The 16,935-nt window shown below is 54.4% G+C and carries 15 protein-coding genes; 11 read left to right on the top strand and 4 right to left on the bottom strand.

Features of this window, described 5'->3' with window-relative positions:
* Nucleotides 1–2 precede the first annotated feature (2 nt).
* The gene (locus PV433_RS08435; protein ID WP_332071734.1) at nucleotides 3–1,607 is read left to right on the top strand and encodes a response regulator transcription factor; all 1,605 of its coding nucleotides are present in this window, start codon (nucleotides 3–5) and stop codon (nucleotides 1,605–1,607) included.
* A 27-nt stretch (nucleotides 1,608–1,634) separates the two neighbouring features.
* Here PV433_RS08435 and PV433_RS08430 read toward each other — a convergent pair whose 3' ends face one another.
* A complete protein-coding gene (locus PV433_RS08430; RefSeq protein ID WP_332071733.1) occupies nucleotides 1,635–1,886 on the bottom strand; it encodes a hypothetical protein in 252 nt (83 codons plus the stop codon).
* 186 nt (nucleotides 1,887–2,072) lie between these two features.
* A complete protein-coding gene (locus PV433_RS08425; protein WP_442951492.1) occupies nucleotides 2,073–3,008 on the bottom strand; it encodes an NAD(P)/FAD-dependent oxidoreductase in 936 nt (311 codons plus the stop codon).
* Between the two features lie 442 nt (nucleotides 3,009–3,450).
* On the opposite strand from PV433_RS08425, the gene PV433_RS08420 reads away from it, so the two are divergent.
* Together PV433_RS08420 and PV433_RS08415 are read left to right on the top strand one after the other, a co-directional pair.
* The gene (locus PV433_RS08420) at nucleotides 3,451–4,641 is read left to right on the top strand and encodes an NAD(P)/FAD-dependent oxidoreductase (protein WP_332071731.1); all 1,191 of its coding nucleotides are present in this window, start codon (nucleotides 3,451–3,453) and stop codon (nucleotides 4,639–4,641) included.
* A gap of 27 nt (nucleotides 4,642–4,668) precedes the next feature.
* The gene (locus PV433_RS08415; RefSeq protein ID WP_190928935.1) at nucleotides 4,669–4,923 is read left to right on the top strand and encodes a hypothetical protein; all 255 of its coding nucleotides are present in this window, start codon (nucleotides 4,669–4,671) and stop codon (nucleotides 4,921–4,923) included.
* Between the two features lie 143 nt (nucleotides 4,924–5,066).
* On the opposite strand, the gene PV433_RS08410 is transcribed toward PV433_RS08415, so the two are convergent.
* Nucleotides 5,067–5,768, bottom strand: a complete 702-nt coding sequence (locus PV433_RS08410) for an AraC family transcriptional regulator (RefSeq protein WP_190928936.1) — start codon at nucleotides 5,766–5,768, stop codon at nucleotides 5,067–5,069.
* A gap of 381 nt (nucleotides 5,769–6,149) precedes the next feature.
* On the opposite strand from PV433_RS08410, the gene PV433_RS08405 reads away from it, so the two are divergent.
* The 6 genes from PV433_RS08405 to PV433_RS08380 all read left to right on the top strand — a co-directional run bounded on the left by PV433_RS08405 (nucleotide 6,150) and on the right by PV433_RS08380 (nucleotide 13,684).
* The gene (locus PV433_RS08405) at nucleotides 6,150–7,349 is read left to right on the top strand and encodes a Gfo/Idh/MocA family protein (RefSeq protein ID WP_332071730.1); all 1,200 of its coding nucleotides are present in this window, start codon (nucleotides 6,150–6,152) and stop codon (nucleotides 7,347–7,349) included.
* A 25-nt stretch (nucleotides 7,350–7,374) separates the two neighbouring features.
* On the top strand, nucleotides 7,375–8,247 hold the full coding sequence (locus PV433_RS08400) for a sugar phosphate isomerase/epimerase family protein (protein WP_332071729.1): 873 nt from the start codon (nucleotides 7,375–7,377) through the stop codon (nucleotides 8,245–8,247).
* Between the two features lie 202 nt (nucleotides 8,248–8,449).
* Nucleotides 8,450–10,741, top strand: a complete 2,292-nt coding sequence (locus PV433_RS08395; RefSeq protein ID WP_332071728.1) for a DUF4838 domain-containing protein — start codon at nucleotides 8,450–8,452, stop codon at nucleotides 10,739–10,741.
* Nucleotides 10,742–10,803: 62 nt separating this feature from the next.
* Entirely contained in the window at nucleotides 10,804–12,141 is a 1,338-nt protein-coding gene (locus PV433_RS08390; RefSeq protein WP_332071727.1) for an ABC transporter substrate-binding protein, read from the top strand.
* Nucleotides 12,142–12,200: 59 nt separating this feature from the next.
* On the top strand, nucleotides 12,201–12,335 hold the full coding sequence (locus PV433_RS08385) for a hypothetical protein (protein ID WP_332071726.1): 135 nt from the start codon (nucleotides 12,201–12,203) through the stop codon (nucleotides 12,333–12,335).
* A gap of 17 nt (nucleotides 12,336–12,352) precedes the next feature.
* A complete protein-coding gene (locus tag PV433_RS08380) occupies nucleotides 12,353–13,684 on the top strand; it encodes a glycoside hydrolase family 88 protein (protein ID WP_332071725.1) in 1,332 nt (443 codons plus the stop codon).
* A 68-nt stretch (nucleotides 13,685–13,752) separates the two neighbouring features.
* Here the strand turns inward: PV433_RS08380 and PV433_RS08375 are convergent, their stop codons facing one another.
* Complete coding sequence (locus PV433_RS08375; protein WP_332071724.1) at nucleotides 13,753–14,640, bottom strand: AraC family transcriptional regulator; 888 nt, start codon at nucleotides 14,638–14,640, stop codon at nucleotides 13,753–13,755.
* A gap of 200 nt (nucleotides 14,641–14,840) precedes the next feature.
* Here PV433_RS08375 and PV433_RS08370 point away from each other — a divergent pair, with 200 nt between their 5' ends.
* Nucleotides 14,841–16,142 (top strand): ABC transporter substrate-binding protein, encoded by a 1,302-nt coding sequence (locus PV433_RS08370; protein WP_332071723.1) that lies wholly within the window; start codon nucleotides 14,841–14,843, stop codon nucleotides 16,140–16,142.
* Between the two features lie 37 nt (nucleotides 16,143–16,179).
* Nucleotides 16,180–16,932 (top strand): RraA family protein, encoded by a 753-nt coding sequence (locus PV433_RS08365; RefSeq protein WP_332071722.1) that lies wholly within the window; start codon nucleotides 16,180–16,182, stop codon nucleotides 16,930–16,932.
* Nucleotides 16,933–16,935 lie beyond the last annotated feature (3 nt).

Below are 16,935 nucleotides of genomic sequence, written 5' to 3'. Positions count from 1 at the left end.
CGATGCAACTAAAGGCGCTGCTCGTCGACGACGAAATCAACATTATGCGCAACCTGCAAACGGTTATTCCTTGGGAGGAGCTGAACATCGGCGTCGTCGGGATGGCGACGAACGGGGTGAAGGCGATGGAACTGGTCGGGGAGTGTGCTCCCGACCTTATCCTGTCCGATATCCGGATGCCGGTTATGGACGGGATTGCGCTGCTGAAATGGCTGCAGGAGCAAAAGTACGAGGGCGAGGTCGTGATGCTGACCGGTTTTCAGGAGTTCGACTACGCCCGTTCGGCGGTCAAATACGGCGCCAAAGACTTCATTCTGAAGCCGATCGATTACGAGGAGCTCCGGCAGATCGTGGAGAGGCTCGCCCTGCAAATCCGGGAGAAGCGGATGGAACGGCTGAAGGAAGAGAAGACGCGGAAGCGGCTGTCCAGCCTCGCTTATGAGAAAATGCTGCATGACGTTCTGCTCGACTATACGTCGGTAAGCATGCTGCATCTGCTTTCCGAGGATGGCGAGCTGCCGGACCAACCCGCTTATACGCTGCTCGTCGCCGATCTGGACGGCTATTCGCAAATCGCCCGGCCGTGGAGCGAGCGGGAGCGGAAGCTGTGGAATTTCGCGGTCCGCAATGTGCTGCAGGAGGCGCTGCTTCCTGATGAACAGGCTTACGCGGTGCTGCAAACCCGCGAAGGCGAATGGTGTCTGCTCCTCGAGCATCGTCCGGACCGCGCGATTCCCGGAACGGAACAGATCCGTGTCTGGTCGCACTCGCTGCAGGCGGCTGTCGAACAGTACGCCAAGCTGACGGTCAGCATCGGCATCTTCGCGTCGCCGGTATCGATGGAGCGTTTGGCGGAAGCTTATAAATGCGTACAGCGGTCCCTTCAACTGTCGCCGGGGAAACAGCATGTGGTGTTCGTGGACGGAGCCGAAGACGGAGGCGAGACGAACGAGCCGCTCTGGAGCGTACTCGACGAGTTGGTTGCGGGTCTGAAGACGAAGGATCGGGCGAAGATCGAACAGGCGACTCAGGGGCTGCATGCCGGGGTGAAGGCGATCCTCGCATTTTCGGTGCTGCGCGGCGAGCAGATGCTGCACTTCGTCGTCCTTCATCTGATGCGGGAGATGCGGGAGGTCGGGCTGCTTGAGGGTGAACAGGAAGAAGCGGTATGGGCGAAGCTGGAGAAAAGCGTCTGCGTCAAGGAGCTGCTCGATACGATCGACGGGCTGACGGGCGCCTGCATGAACGCCGGACTGGCGAAGAAAACGGGCGAAGTGCTGATGGTATCGGCCAAAGATTACATTCAGCGGCACATGTCCCGCGATCTCGGAATCGAAGAGGTCGCCGATTATCTCGGCATCAGCTGCAGCTATTTCAGTCTGCTGTTCAAGCAGCAGTTCGGGGAGACGTTCGTCGAATATTTGACCCGGCAGCGGATGGAGCAGGCCAAGTCGCTGCTCGTCATGACCGGCAAAAGTGTTACGTCGATCGGGAATAAGGTCGGGTATGCGGAACGCCGCTACTTTACGAAGGTGTTCCATAAATACGAGGGAATGACGCCGACGGAATTCCGGGAGCGCCATGCGGCAGGCGGAGCGGATGGCTGACGGCCGATGAATGGATGGATTCAAAGCTTATGTCAGCCATTCTTCCGCCTGCACCTCCTGCCTGTAGCCGCAGCTCTCGCAATAGGTTTGGTGCACGCACAGCCGCCGGGCCAGATCGGGGTATCCGTTCGTAAGCTTCAGGTCGTCGATGGCGCGGTAAGGCGAGTACGGGCCAAGATAGTCGTCGAGGCGGCCGCCGTCGAACAAACGGTTTCCGCATTCCGGACACGGCAGGTTGAGAGCGGTCATTCCGTTGCAATAAGGGCATACCGAGGACATCCGTCCATTCTCCTTTCGGTTGGATCAGTCTGCTGAGGACTAGTGCAGCGTTTAATAGGTTTGGAATGTTAGGCTGCGTATGCATAGGTTTCCCTCTACGCGGCGAAACCTATGCGGATCGAAGCCGATACGCACCAAAAAAGCGCCCGCGCGGATGGCCGCGGAGCGCTTCTAAGCCGTACTCGATTAAAACTTCATGTTGCTGCTGTGGCCTGGGGAAAGTTTCGCGTCCGGATCGATGTATACCTTGGCGTTGTTGATCGCGGTAGGCGCTTCTCCGAATCCGACTGCAATCAGTTTCAGCTTGCCCGGATAAGTGGTAATGTCGCCTGCGGCGAAGATGCCGGGAATCGACGTCTCCATACGGGAGTCGACAATAATCGAGCCGTTCTCGATCTCGAAGCCCCATTCGGCAATCGGTCCGAGCGAGGAGACGAAGCCGAAGTTGACGATAACCGCATCGACCGGGATGACGCTGACCGCTCCGGATTTTACTTCCTTGACCGTAACCGATTCGATCTTGTCGGTTCCGTTCAAGCTTTCGATCTCAACCGGCGTAACCACCTCAACCTTCGACTGCTTGAGCAGCTCGACACTATGCTCGTGAGCGCGGAACTTGTCGCGGCGGTGGATCAGCGTTACTTTCTCGGCGATCGGCTCAAGCATCAGCGCCCAGTCTACCGCAGAGTCGCCGCCGCCGCTGATCAGCACCTTTTGTCCGGCGAATTTGTTCAGATCGCTTACGAAGTAATGCAGATTTTTCTTCTCGAATTTGGCCGCTTCCGGCAAATCCAGCTTCCGCGGCTCGAAAGCGCCGACGCCGGCCGTGACGATGATCGCCTTGGATTGGTGAACGCCCTGATCGGTCTCGACCTCGAACAGACGCTCGTCCTTCTTCGTCACTTTCAGAACCTTCTCTTCCAGCCGGACATCAACCGGAAAATGGCTCATTTGTTCGTTCAACCGGTTCACAAGCTCCTGTGCAGTCACCTTTGGAAATCCCGCAACATCATAAATATATTTTTCAGGATAAAGCGCTGCAAGCTGTCCGCCTAGCTGCGGCATACTCTCGATGATTTTTACGGAAGCTTGGCGCATTCCTGCGTAAAATGCTGCAAACATCCCGGCAGGCCCGCCGCCGATGACGATAATATCCGTCACGCCTTGATTTTGTACATTCGCTGACACGAAAAGACACCTCCATAGCATTTTGTACAGCCTTGTTACATTTTCTCACACCACTTATTATAAACAAAGGAATGTGCAGAAGGGAAGCGATTTTGTCACAAATAACGACAAAATTTAGACAGTTTGTCGCTTGATATTTTCAATAGGAAGATATATGATTGCAGGTAACAAATATTCATCAAGTATTGTCGAATATTGTACGAGCGGCCTTGCCGCTGCGGCAATTTGGGTCATATAGAGAGAGCTTGACGGTGTGCGTGAGGTTGCATGAACAGTCGGTGTCTGGAAAGCTTGAACTGAGCTTTGTCTGACAACGCTTGTGTAATTTTTCACAGCTATCGGACAGCCAACAAACCGGATATGGAAGGGATACGAGATGAGTACAGTTCCAAGAATCGTCATATTGGGTGCAGGCTATGGCGGGGTGCTGACCGCTCTTAGGCTGCAGAAAGAGCTCAATTATAACGAGGCGAATGTCACGCTGGTCAACAAGCACGATTATCATTATATCACAACTCATCTTCATATGCCTGCGGCAGGCACGGACAATCCGGAAAATGCCCGCGTCAGCATATCGAAGCTGATCGATGAGTTCAAGATTGATTTCGTCAAGTCGACCGTCGTTCAAATTAAGCCCCAGGAGAAAAAGGTCATTCTCGAAGACGGCACGCTGTCCTACGACTATCTCGTCATCGGCTTGGGCGGAGAATCGGAAACGTTCGGAATCCCGGGACTTCAGGAGTTTGCTTTTAATATTCGCAGCATCAACAGTGTCCGGCTGATCCGGGAGCATATCGAATACCAGTTCGCCAAGTTCAAGCGCGAGCCGGAACGCAAAGATTATTTGACGTTCGTCGTCGGCGGAGCCGGGTTTACGGGCATCGAATTCATCGGCGAGCTGGCCGACCGGATTCCGAAGCTGTGCAAGGAATTCGACGTCGATCCGTCGCTCGTCAAAATCTACAATATCGAAGCGGCTCCGACCGCTCTCCCGGGCTTCGATCCGGAGCTGGTCGAATACGCGATGCAGGTGCTGGCGGACAAAGGCGTCACGTTCAAAATCGCTACGGCGATCAAGGAATGTACGCCCGAGGGTGTCATGCTGGCCAGCGGAGAGACGATCAAATCGTCCACCGTCGTCTGGACGGGCGGCATCCGCGGCAACAAGCTCGTCGAGCAGGCCGGCTTCGAGGCGATGCGCGGCCGTGTGAAGGTCGATTCGTATTTGCGGACGGAACAGTATGAGAATGTATATATTATCGGGGATTGCTCCCTGATCCTGAACGAACAGGGCAGGCCTTACCCACCTACGGCCCAGATCGCGATGCAGCAAGGCGTGACGTGCGCTTACAATCTGGTCGCTTCGATTCGCAACCAGCCGCTGCGCGAGTTCAAGTTCGACAACAAAGGCGTCGTCGCTTCGCTCGGCAAAGGCGAAGCGATCGGGATCGTCTTCGGCAAGAAGATGAAGGGCGGCACCGCCGCGATGATGAAGAAGCTGATCGACATGCGGTATCTGTACATTATCGGAGGCATCTCGCTCGTACTGCGCAAAGGAAAGTTCTAATCGTTAGGAACCGGGAGGCGTTGGCCCGTGAGACATTGCAGCGTTCAGGTACGGGGGTTGCTCACCCGTGAGGAATTGGACCGGTATAACGCGCTGATGGAAGTCGGATCGTATCTCGAGTCGCAAAACCGGTACGATCTCGCCTACACCGTGCAAAAAGAAGTCGACTTGCTCATCATGCCAGCCATCGAACGGCTTAAGGAAAAAGGCCGCGCCCGCGACCGGGCAGACGAAGAATATTTGCGCCGGCTCGCCGAAGGCGATGACGAGGACGACGATTGAGACTACTCAGCCCAGCCTGTTGAATCTTCAACAGGCTTCCATACGTACGGGTAACCTTCATCTCTGATGAAGGTTATTTGCGTTGCAAATGCCCATCAGCATCCCGCGGACATAAACCCGGCAGCCCGGCCCCGCTCCCGGCACTACGGTCGGCGATACTCCTGCCAGTCGGTTTCACGGAACGCTGTGGCGAAGTCGATCCGGTACGCAGACGGGGAAACGCCGCCATGATGCTTGAAAAATTTCGTGAAATAATCCGGCAATACCCCGACCCGGTCGGCAATCTCGTTCATATTCAGATTGGTTGTCCGCAGCAGCGTGCAAGCGCGGTCGTAGCGAAGTTTGGCGATATATTGCATGGGGGAAAAACCGGTCATCGATTTGAATACCGTTATGAAATAACGGGGATGAAAATGGGCCAGCTTCGCAAGCTCGTCAACGGACAATTTTTGCGCCAGATGCAAGTTGATATATTCCAGCACGCGGGTAATCCGCTGCACGTCCAGATGACCGGAATCGTTAATGATCAGCTTCGGACTTTTCTCTATACAATAACAAATCAGTTGCAATAACGTCGCTTTGGCGCGCAGAAGAGAGGTCATGCCATTGCCGTTATGCGATTCGTTCAGCTCCCGGAACAGCTCCCCCATGAGCGGTTTATCCTCCACATCGATCAATAGCGACAGCTCCAGCAAATCGAACAGGCGGGTTTCGCCGATCGTGGATGTAAAGTGGCAATAATACTTTCCGAATACTTCCCCGTTATACGATGAAGCGGAAATCGTAGCACCTGCCGGCAGCAGAACGAGCTGTCCGGAAGTGGGCGTGATGACCGATCCGTTCACCCATATGTTGCATCTCCCGGAAACCATGTAATACAACAGGTTGAAATCGTATGTCAAATTGGAATGACTCCACTCTGCACCTAACATCCGATAAGAAGATCTGAGAATAGCGGTCTGTATATTGGCAAGATAGCTGGAAAAGTTCCCCTTTTGTCTTTGCGCGCTTTGCATAAACCGTTCCCCCCTTGATCGATTTGGGTTACAGCGGGCGTGAGCGATCTGTGTCTGATTATAACCCACTTGTTCCGGCAGCGTATAGGGACGATGGGGGCAGAAAGTCGGATCTGAGTTTTTTACAGATTGGCCTGACTGTTTTCCATTCCGACTCCGGCTTGAATTCTTATAATTCATAGTAAGAATCGAGTTAAAGGAGCGATCGGGATGACCAAGCGAGTGCGATTGGCTGTCGTAGGCGGAAACCGCGGTTTTGCCTACCACAAATGCTGCGATTTTTTACCCGAACTTGTCGAAGTGAGCGCCATATGCGATCTGAATGAAGAGGTGTTTGCCAAATGGAAGCGGCAGTATCCGGATATCCGCACGTTCACAAGCTTCGAGCACCTGCTGGACGACGACGCGATCGATGCAGTGCTGCTGGCCACGCCGATGGAGGTTCATGCCAGCCAGTCGATTCAAGCGATGAATGCCGGCAAGAATGTACTATGTGAAGTTGCATCCGCGCAAACGATAGAAGAATGCTGGGAGCTGGTCCAGACGGTCGAGCGGACGGGGGCCGTCTACATGTTAGCCGAAAACTTCTGCTACACCCGGACGAACATGATGGTGCGGACGATGGCCGAATCCGGAGCCTTCGGGGAGTTGACCCATGCGGAGTGCGGTTACATCCATGATGTCCGGACAGCCACTCACGATGACCGGGGGGAATTGAAGTGGAGGGGGGAGATGATGCGCAAGTTCAACGGCAACAATTACCCGACCCATTCGCTCGGACCGGTATCGCAGTGGCTTGGCATCAATAGGGGGGATTCCTTTGATTATATGACGACCATCGTGTCGAAGCCGGCGGCGCAAAGCGACTATTTCAAGGAAGTGTTCGGTCCGGATCACCCCGGCGCCCGAATGGAGTATTGGCAGCAAGGCGATTCCTGCTTGTCGCTTATACGTACCAAACAAGGAGCCGTTATTTATTTGCGCAACGATTTTTCGTCCCCGCGGCCTTTCAACTACTTGTCCTACGAGCTGCAAGGAACGAAGGGAGCTTTTGTATCCGGCCGCGACACCGTGGAGGAGCCCCTGATCTGGCTCGATGGCAGCACACCCGGAAAATCGTACCTAGGCAATGTATCCTGGTCCAAGCTGTCCGAATACGCCGGGACTTTCGAACACCCTTGGTGGAGTAACGAGACCGACCGGGAGCAGGCTGTGCAGGCCGCCCGATTCGGCGACTATTTTGTCATGAAAGAATTCGCAACCGCCGTTGTGGAGAAGCGTCGGCCCGACTTCGATGTGTACGATTCCGTTGCCGTCAGCTCCATCATGCCGCTTTCGGCGCAATCTGCATCACAAGGAGGAAGCCCGGTCTATTTCCCCGATTTTGCCAAAAACAAGCGGTTGCAGTAGGAAGACAAAGGAGGGAAGCAAGCTTATGAAATTGGGGATCAGTTTGAATAGTTTGAAAGGTGCGATCGTATCCGGAGAAATGACTGTGACGGATGCCATCGAGTGGATTGCGGAAGTTGGAGGGGAGCATGTCGAGATCGTTCCGGTCGGATTCGATCTGCTGGAGCAGCCGGAGCTTGCAGACCGGATTCGGGACAAGGCGGGGCAGGCCGGGATCGAGGTGTCGAACTACTGCGTCCGGGCGAATTTCATTTCGGCCGATGAGCAGGAATATGAGCGGACGATCGACAGGGTGAAACGCCATGTTGAGATTACCCGGCGGCTTGGCGCGAAACGGATGCGTCATGACGTGGCTTCGCGTCCTCTCGGCGACATTTCCGTCCGCAACTTCAACCGCGATCTTCCGAAGCTGGCGGAAGCATGCCGCACGATTGCCGACTACGCCGCTCCGTACGGAATTACGACCAGCGTAGAGAACCACGGCTATTACGTTCAGGCCAGCGAAAGGGTGCAAAGTTTGATCCATGAGGTAAATCGCGACAATTACCGGACTACGCTCGACATTGGCAATTTTCTATGTGTCGACGAGTTGCCGCTTACCGGCGTCAGACATAATATAGCCCTTGCGTCCATGGTTCATCTGAAAGATTTCTATATCCGAACGCCGGACCGAAGCCCCGGCCCGGTTTGCCCCGGCTGGTTTCAAACGGCGGGAGGCAATTGGCTTCGCGGTGCGATTGTGGGCCAAGGCGACATCAACTTGCGCGAAGTGCTGAGGTTGATCAAGCAGTCCGGATACGACGGCTGCATGTCGATCGAGTTCGAAGGCGTAGAGGAATGCCGAAGCGCCACAAGGCAAGGATTCGAATACGCCAAACGGGTGTGGGACGAAGTATAGAAGTACCGGCCTTAGCCGCACCTAGTGAATTCTCTCCCGATTGGCAGTGTCCCTTTCTCGAGCTGCAACTGGGCCCTTAATGGAACAATGGAATCGGAGCCGGAATGGAGGTGATGGCTCATAGGGCATGAGCGCAGCGGGATAAGTCTATCGCGATTGTGAAGGAAAGCGGGTCTCACTATGAACAACGGGAGGAATACGGATGGTTAGAACATCGGCGGCAGTGTTGCTGTCTCTTATTCTAGTGGTGGTAACGATGCAAAGCTTCACGTTCGCGGCACCCGACTCTATGAACGGACAGGGGAACCAGATGATGCTGGCGAGCAACGGTAAAGGGAAATACGGCGTCTTCGTCAGCTCCAATGCCGATGCGATCGAGCGCCATGCCGCTCAAGAGCTGGTAAATTACTTGACCCAGGTCACCGGAGCGCCTTTTCAGCTGTCCGAAGGTACGACTCCGCCGGCCGGTCCGCTATTTGTCGTCGGGAGAAACGCGTTGACCGAGAATCTCATTCCGGAACTGGCGGGAGATTCGCTTGGGGTGGACGGCTTTGTCATCCGCGCCGCGCAGCGGTACATCATCATCGCGGGCAGCGATCCGCGCGGAACGATGTATGGAGTCAACTATTTTCTGGATTATTATGTCGGGGTCAAATGGTATTCGCCTTCCTATACGTTCGTGCCGACCAACCCGAACTTGCGTCTCCGTGTCACGAACGACGTGCAGGTGCCGCGCTTTGAATACCGCGAAATGTACGTCAATGACGGCAATAACGAGCAATACCGCGCCCATAATTTACTGAACGGGAAGTATCGCGACCGGTCTATCCATGTTCCTCAGTCGGAACCTTGGCTGGACAGCTGGTCCTCCTATTGGCCTTATGACGTGCACAACTTCAAAAAGATCGTGCCGCAAACTCAATATCACCACGGAAACCAACTGCTGGCGATGAATGAAAGCGTTCGCAGTATCGCGGCCGGCAATCTGGTCCAGCTCATTACCCAAAGGGTCAATGAGGGAAAAGACGCTTCCTACGGCTTCAGCCAAGAGGATACGACCTGGAATCCGGACCCGGACTCTCTGGCGTTCGCCAACCAGCATGGAGGCTCGCTTGCCGCGCCAGTTATGGATATGGTCGGCGATATTGCGACCCGGGTGAAGACGGAAATTCCGGATGCGCGGACCGGTACGCTTGCTTACATGTTTACGGAAGAGGCCCCGACCGGTATGACTTTGCCGGATAATGTAGTCATTACGTTCGCCCCGATCTATAAAGATCACGGCCGGGCGCTGAATGACCCCAAAAACAGCTTTTCCAAAGCGAATATCGAACAATGGGCGCAAATGTCGGACCATATTTTGTTTTGGGACTATATCATGGACTTTTCGGGCGGCGGCTATCTGATGCCTTATCCGAGTCTATATGCGATGAGCGAAACGATCCAGTATTTGGCGACCCTCCCTGCGGTCAAAGGTTACTTCGGAGAGCATATTGTCGGCAATACCGCACCGATCAGTACGGGACTTACCGATCTGCGCGCATGGGTCGGCGCCCGGCTGCTCTGGAATCCGGATCAGGATTACCGCGAGCTGATCGACGAATTTGTTAACGGGTATTATGGAGACGCCGCGCCGTACATCAGCCAGTACATTACGCTGCTGCACGAGGCGTTCGAGCAAAGCGACTCTACGCTTACGATCTCCACACCCATCACGTCTCCTTTTCTTTCGTTTGATCTGATGCGTCAAATCGACGGATTATTTGACCAGGCTGTGGCGGCGACGAACGATCCGGTATCGTTGAATCATGTGCAGCGGACGCGCATTGAGGTGGACTATACGATCCTGATGCGATACGTTGACTATATGAGCGAAGCGCGCAAACGGAATATCCAATGGGACCCCGATTACGATAACCGGTATGCCCGGTTTAAAACGTACACGGCCGATATTATCAATTACAAGAGCAAGGGTACGATGGAATCGTTGTACCGCCTGATCGATATACGCCGCACGCTTCCGACGATCCCGGACTTTGTTAGCGGGTTGCCCGATTCGGATTGGATAGACTTCCAGGATCATATGTTCTGGCTATACGAACCTGCAGGGACAACGCTCGTAAGCGATGCGGCCGCTTCCGATCAAGCAGCGGCCAAGGTGAAGGGGAGCACGAATCAGTGGGCCATTCAATTGCACGATACGGTCCTGCCCCGCGAAGGCCAGTGGAAATTGTACGCGAACGTCCGTGTAGATCCGGGTACCGGCTCGCCCGGAACGATCGCATTTAACTACGGCTTCAATTCTCCTTCGGGTGGAGGCCGGACGTCGATGGATTATGCGCATGTAGCCGACGGTGCGTACAGCTTCGTGGAATTTCCGTGGGTATACGAGTACAATCCGAACCAGCCCAACCGTTATTTCTGGCTGGCTCCGCCGAACTCCAGCGCCATCGCCAATCTGTACGTGGACCGGATCATCGCGGTCAGGCAATAAACGACGGAGGCAGCCGCAGGTAAATTTGCAGGCGCTTTCATAGTATCAAAGGGGGAAGCACAATGAAAATAAGAAAAGGCGCAGTTCTGCTGTCGCTATGCATGTTGGTGCAGGCGGGTCTGGTCGGTTGCTCGGGAGGCAGCGGCGGGAAGGCGGGAAACGAACAGCCAGGCAAGGGGGGAGAGCCGGCTGTTTCCCATGAACCGGTCACTCTTTCATTCAAAATGAATGTAGGGTCGATCACTTCGAAGGAAGGGTTTATGGCTGTATTCGGTGATAAAATCAAGGAGAAGTTTCCGCATGTGACACCTGAATTCATCGCGCCGGATATCACGCTTAAAGCGATTTTGGAAACAGGACAGCAACTGGATATTTATTACGACTCATTCGCAAATACCCCTACAAATCTGCTTCAAAACGGGCTTCAATACGATCTGACTGGTCTGATGAAAGAGCACAAATATGATTTGTCTCCGCTAGAGAAAACTTCTGTAGATGCGCAGCGCCAACTGGCGAGTGGGGGGATGTACGGACTTCCGGTTTCGATCGATTCGGTTGCGCTGATCTATAACAAAGGACTCTTCAATCAGTTCGGCCTTCCGTATCCGAAGGACGGCATGACGATGGAGGAATTATACGACTTGACCCGCAGGATGAGCCGTGTGGTGGACGGCGTCCATTATTATGGTTTCGGCACTTCACTCGGCTTTGTGATGTCCTTGGACCCGCTTGCCCCGTCGTTTATCGATCCGGCGACCAATAAAGCGACGATGTCGTCAGAGAAATTCAAGCTGATCTTTCAGTCTTTGACCGGCTTATTTCAAGTACCGAACAACGAATACGACAAAACCACGCTGACTTATTCCGCTCAATTGAAGCTGTTCGGCGAACAGCGGCTGGCGATGCTGCTTGGGCCCAATGCTTTGGGTACGCGATATTTCGCCGACAAGGACAAGGCGCTTGACTGGGATTTGACCACCTACCCTACTTACAAGGAGGCGGCAAATACAGGACCTCAGAATGCGCCCGGCTATTTCTATGTGACATCCAACAGCAAGCATAAGGATGCGGCGTTTCAGGTTGCGGCCTATGTGACTTCGCCGGAATTCCAGAAGCATCTGGCCCGTAAAGGATATGTACCGGCGCTGCAAAACGCGGACACTGTGAATGAATTCGGCAAAGAGCTTCCCTTTCTGAACGATAAAAACGTGAAAGCTTTGTTTACGGCGAAACCGGCGCCGATCGCGAACTTGACCCGCTTCCAGGCAATAGCGCTGGCGGAAGTTCAGACAGCTTTCAACGACTTGCAGTGGAACGGGAAAGACATTAACACTGTACTTCGTGAAGCGGATGAACGCGCGGATCAGAAAATTGCCGCCGAAATGAGTAAAAGCAAGTGACGGCCCTCTTCGCGGAGCGGCATGATTTTCGGTTTTGCAGGATGGAGGAGCATCAAAAGATGAGCGACACCACCGTTATCTATGAGGCGGCGAAGGTAGGGGCCGCTCCGGCTCGCAGCCTGCCGGAACGAAAAAGGGTTCCCGCAGGCTGGTCGGCTGTACCGATTGGAGGTGCAGGCCACGAATTGAAATAACGTGGGATGGCCCGGTCATGCAGCGGTTTCTGGACACCCCGCACCTGGCTGCAAGGCTGCGCATTACAATCGCTGTGGAAATGAGAGAAGTGTTGTTTGTTGAAGCGTACTTGCTCGATTCCGGAGAACGGCTGGGATCTTATGACATTCGCTACGCCTACGTATTTCAGCCTTTTGAATTGCCGTTAACTCGTACGCAGGTTCAAGCAGCGCTGCGGCAAGGCATCGGACTGCGGATCATCGAGACCGATTCGACTTTATGGGTGTTTGACGGCTTGAGTGCCGACGATCGCCGAAAGTTTTTCACTCCTCATCTGATGCTGGCTGAGGAAGGTCAGCGTATCCGGCAGTTCCGGCAACGGATGATGTCTCTGGACAGTTTGCAGCCTTTTGGCTGGCTGGAAGGTTGCGTACTCGACGGCTTGTACGATATGCGCTGGGTGGGGGAAACGAATCGGGCCGAGCAAGCGATCGCCGGTCATATGGGTCAATATGTGAACGATAACGGCCAACTGATTTACGAGGATCTGCACGGACTGCCGTCAGACGGGCGTTTCTCCGGAATCGAAAGCACCCTGCCGATCGCCGTTATCGCGAAGCTGACACCGGATCATCCGCTTGTAGGGCAGCTGGTTTCGTACTGGAACTCCCATCTTGTCGAAGAGAAAGGAATCCTCTCCGCGGAGACTTCCCTTACGGCGGAAGGCGCCTATACGATGGGGTATCCGATGGCGGTCATTGCGTCGAGACTCGGGAACGATCAGCTTGCGCAGACGGCTCTACGGCAGCTTTTGCTTCGCCGGAAGGCGCTTACGGACGGCCGCGACTTGTACGGCATCGTCTCCGGTAGCGGGCAAAAGCGGATTATGCGGAACTGGGCGCGCTCCTACACCTGGTACATGCTCGGATTCGTCCGGACCTTTATGGAGTTTCAAGGTTCGCGGCGTTATGCCAAGCTGGCCGGTATGGAAGAGGTGTCGGCGGAATTCAGGCGTATGTCTGAAATTGCTTTATCACGGCGGGAGCCGGGAGGGCTGTGGTCTTGCTTTCTCGGGGAGCCGGAGACGGGCATCGAGACTTCCGGCTCGGCAGGGATTGCCGCCGCTTTGGCGCTCGGGGCGCGAGCCGGTTTGCTGCCGCACGCAACGCTTGACGCAGCCCGGGAAGCGATGCAGGCGCTGGAGACGTATTTGACGCCGGACGGGGTATTGCAGGGCGTCTGCCAGCATAATTGCGGGGGGCTCCAGCTGCAGCGAGGGGGATACCGGGTTTTGTCGCAGATGGGGATGGGGTTGATGGCACAGCTGTATGCGGCGGTTTACTCCGAACCCGAGCGTGGGATTGCATAACGTTAACCTTTCCCGAATAATAAAAAACGAACTGCTGGCGGGAAGCAGTTCGTTTTTTTGTTGTCCGTTCAAGATTCGGCGTCCGTTGAGCGCTCGCTCCATGTTCTCCGGTATACCGATGGGGAGACGCCCTTCAGATCGTTGAACACGCGCGAGAAGCTGGCGAACGAACGGAATCCGACCTCCATTGCGATGTCGGTTATCGACATCCGGCTCGACTGGAGCAAGCTGCATGCCTGGCGTACCCTCAGCTCGTGGATGAAGTCGATGAAGCTCGTCCCGAGATGACGCTTTAGCAGTTTGCTAAGATTCGGCATGCTGAAATGAAACAGCTTCGACAGCTCGGCGAGCGTTAACGGCTCCTGGTAGTGCTGATGGATGTAGTGAATGATTTCCCATATCGTCGAATGAGCCGATCTGCGAGTTATTGCCGCCTCTATGGATGGTTCCGCCTGACAACGAATCCGGTCGAATCCGGCCAGCGCCTCGAACAGCATCGAGGTGAGCATCAGCCGTTTCCATCGCTCGTTCCGGCTATACTCCAGCTGCATTCGGTCGAACAAGGCGAGCATATCCCGGTACTGCTCGCGGCTGATCTGAACGAAAGGCGCGAGCTTCGTCTCATCGTCATGCAGCAAGCAGTGGCCGAGCTCGCGATCGGGTGCGTTCAGCAGCAGCCCCATGTCGAAGTTGCATACGTAGAGCAGCAGATCCAGGCCTGCGTCTGCATGAATCTCGTGGATTTGGTAGGGGAGAAGAAAGGTCATCGTCCCTGGTTCCAGCGTATGCGACACTCCGTTTACAATCTCGGTTCCTCTTCCTTCGACAACGAGGCAGAGCTCCAGGAAGTCGTGCCGGTGAGGGGGGATGTTATTATTTATTTTTTGGATAATGTAAAACGGAAACCCGTCTTTGTTCGGATAATCGGTTAGCACCGGCGGGAATACGGACGGCATGGGGGGCCCCCTTTGCTGCGTAATCAGTCTAGCTTCGGGTAGAATAAGAAATCCGGTTTACAAAACGTACAGTGAAAATAATGAGAGGAATCGAAAAAATATAGGACGTATTCCAAAGTTAATCAAGTTATTCTGAAAATAGCAAGTGGGAAAGCGCTTTAACAGGAGCTGCTATCTATCATAACACAGGGGGTTTTACTATGAAAAAAAGCTTATTAGCCGCCGCTGTCGTTCTGGCCGCAGCATCGGTCTCCGGCTGCGGAGCTGGCGGAACAAGCGGGGAGCAGGGGCAGCAGACGGCGGGACCCGGCGATAAACCGGTAGAGCTTGTATTTACCGGTATCCCGATCACGGAAGAAGAGTTCCAGGAGCAATTCGGCAAGCCGATTCGCGAGAAATATCCGCACATTTCTACGAAATACATTGTGCCGGGGAAAGGTACGGAATTGAAAGATCTGATTGCCGCCGGGACGATCCCCGACGTGTATATGACCGCCAGAGTTAATTTGCCGATGTTTCTGGATCTGAAGCTCGGTCAAAATCTGGACGAATGGATTAAGAAGTATAATTTCGATCTGAACAGGCTGGAACCGAATGCGGTGCAGGCCATGCGAGATATGACGGCGGATCAGATGGTTTTCGGAATTCCTTACCAAAATGCCTCCTTGGGTTACGTGCTTTATTACAACAAAGACATTTTCGATAAATTCGGAGTTCCGTATCCGAAGGACGGCATGACCTGGGACGAGACTTACGAGCTCGCCAAAAGGCTTACCCGGGTCGAGGACGGCGTGCAGATCAGGGGACTAAGCGCCAACTGGTCGAATATTTTCGTGATCAATAATCAGCTCTCCTTGCTGGCATTGGATGGCAACGATAAGGCGGTCATCAACACGGATTCCTGGAAAATGGTGTTTAATAACGTGAAACGGTTTTATGAAATTCCGGGCAACCACGTCACGAAGGATACGCTCTCGGATCAGATTCAAGAACGCGATTTCCTTACCGGAACCATAGCGATGACGGTAGGCGGTGGAGCGGCTGCGGCCGCGGATAAAGCGATCAACTTCGATTACGTGGCGCTTCCGACTTATCCGGAGGCTCCGGGTATGGGCACGAAGACGGCGGGAAGGTATTTGTTGCCCACGAGTACGAGCAAGCATAAGGAAGATGTGTTTAAAGCGATCACCGTCATCACCTCCGACGAGTTTCAAATGAACGCGTCCAAGGATGGACGGGCAACGGCTATGCAAAATAAAGAGATTCAAAAAGCGTACATGCAAAACAATCCGAAATTAAAAGACAAAAACAACTTCGCTTATTTCTACAATAAGTCTGCGTCTGCCCCTAAGATCAATCCGGAGCTGATCGGCATTAATGAATTCCATTTCGCGGCCGGAGAACTGTCGAAGGTGATATTGGGCGAGATCGATGTGGCAACGGCTCTACGTACGGCTGACGAAAAGCTGAACCAGGCTGTGGAGGCTAAAAAGAAACAGTAAGCATCCGCGGCAAGAAGCGAAAGTGGGGATTTGAAGGATGAACCTGCAGCGTCCAAGCTACGGCGAATTGTTGAAGTTGAAAAGATGGAATACGCCGACCATCTACAATGGCTGGGAAGCGATCACGGAGCATGACATTACGACGGGGTTCAATCAGGAGGAAACGCGCGATTATATGCCGCAGATGGGACCGATGACCGGTTATGCCGTAACGGTGCAGATCGAGCCCGGGAACCCGGCGCATCCGCGAAGCAACCCGAAGGCGTGGAGCGAATACCGCGACTACGTGGCAAGCCGCCCCGGCCCTAAAATCGTTGTCGTTCAGGACTTGGATGCACCCCGGGTGATCGGAGCGTTCTGGGGAGAGGTGAACAGCAATATTCACCGCGCCTTAGGATGCATCGGTACGATTACCGACGGCGCGATCCGCGATCTCGATGAAATGACGAACGCCGGCTTCAAGGCGATCGCCCGCAGATTGTGTGTCGGCCACGCCTATAGTACGCCGGTCCGCTGGGGCTGCGAAGTTGAAGTATTTGGTTGTACGGTTAGGCCGGGCCAGCTCATTCATGCGGACAAGCACGGTTTCATCGTCATTCCGCAAGAAGATGAGCGCCGGCTGTTGGAGGCCGTCCGCTTCATGGACGATAATGAGTGCGATACGCTGATCCCCGCGGCCAGAAGCGCGCCTGGCAAGTCTGCCGGGGAGCTGCTCCAGGCAATCGATGCCGCGGGCGGCGAGTTCGGTCTTCGAACCAAGCAGGCTTACAGGAAATCCGGAGAATGGTAAGAC

Origin of the sequence: Paenibacillus sp. GYB004 (assembly GCF_036577605.1) — a bacterium.
In the GTDB taxonomy this organism is placed as follows: Bacteria; Bacillota; Bacilli; order Paenibacillales; family NBRC-103111; genus Paenibacillus_AB; species Paenibacillus_AB oceani.
This window is presented reverse-complemented; position numbering and strand designations above follow the sequence as displayed.

What these genes read in the sequence shown, in the direction of transcription:
- PV433_RS08390 (WP_332071727.1), top strand. Translation starts at nt 10,804, where the DNA reads ATGAAAATAAGAAAAGGCGCAGTTCTGCTGTCGCTATGCATGTTGGTG.
- PV433_RS08425 (WP_442951492.1), bottom strand. Translation starts at nt 3,008, where the DNA reads ATGTTTGCAGCATTTTACGCAGGAATGCGCCAAGCTTCCGTAAAAATC.
- PV433_RS08375 (WP_332071724.1), bottom strand. Translation starts at nt 14,640, where the DNA reads ATGCCGTCCGTATTCCCGCCGGTGCTAACCGATTATCCGAACAAAGAC.
- PV433_RS08385 (WP_332071726.1), top strand. Translation starts at nt 12,201, where the DNA reads ATGAGCGACACCACCGTTATCTATGAGGCGGCGAAGGTAGGGGCCGCT.
- PV433_RS08395 (WP_332071728.1), top strand. Translation starts at nt 8,450, where the DNA reads ATGGTTAGAACATCGGCGGCAGTGTTGCTGTCTCTTATTCTAGTGGTG.
- PV433_RS08435 (WP_332071734.1), top strand. Translation starts at nt 3, where the DNA reads ATGCAACTAAAGGCGCTGCTCGTCGACGACGAAATCAACATTATGCGC.
- PV433_RS08370 (WP_332071723.1), top strand. Translation starts at nt 14,841, where the DNA reads ATGAAAAAAAGCTTATTAGCCGCCGCTGTCGTTCTGGCCGCAGCATCG.
- PV433_RS08380 (WP_332071725.1), top strand. Translation starts at nt 12,353, where the DNA reads ATGCAGCGGTTTCTGGACACCCCGCACCTGGCTGCAAGGCTGCGCATT.
- PV433_RS08365 (WP_332071722.1), top strand. Translation starts at nt 16,180, where the DNA reads ATGAACCTGCAGCGTCCAAGCTACGGCGAATTGTTGAAGTTGAAAAGA.
- PV433_RS08405 (WP_332071730.1), top strand. Translation starts at nt 6,150, where the DNA reads ATGACCAAGCGAGTGCGATTGGCTGTCGTAGGCGGAAACCGCGGTTTT.
- PV433_RS08430 (WP_332071733.1), bottom strand. Translation starts at nt 1,886, where the DNA reads ATGTCCTCGGTATGCCCTTATTGCAACGGAATGACCGCTCTCAACCTG.
- PV433_RS08400 (WP_332071729.1), top strand. Translation starts at nt 7,375, where the DNA reads ATGAAATTGGGGATCAGTTTGAATAGTTTGAAAGGTGCGATCGTATCC.
- PV433_RS08420 (WP_332071731.1), top strand. Translation starts at nt 3,451, where the DNA reads ATGAGTACAGTTCCAAGAATCGTCATATTGGGTGCAGGCTATGGCGGG.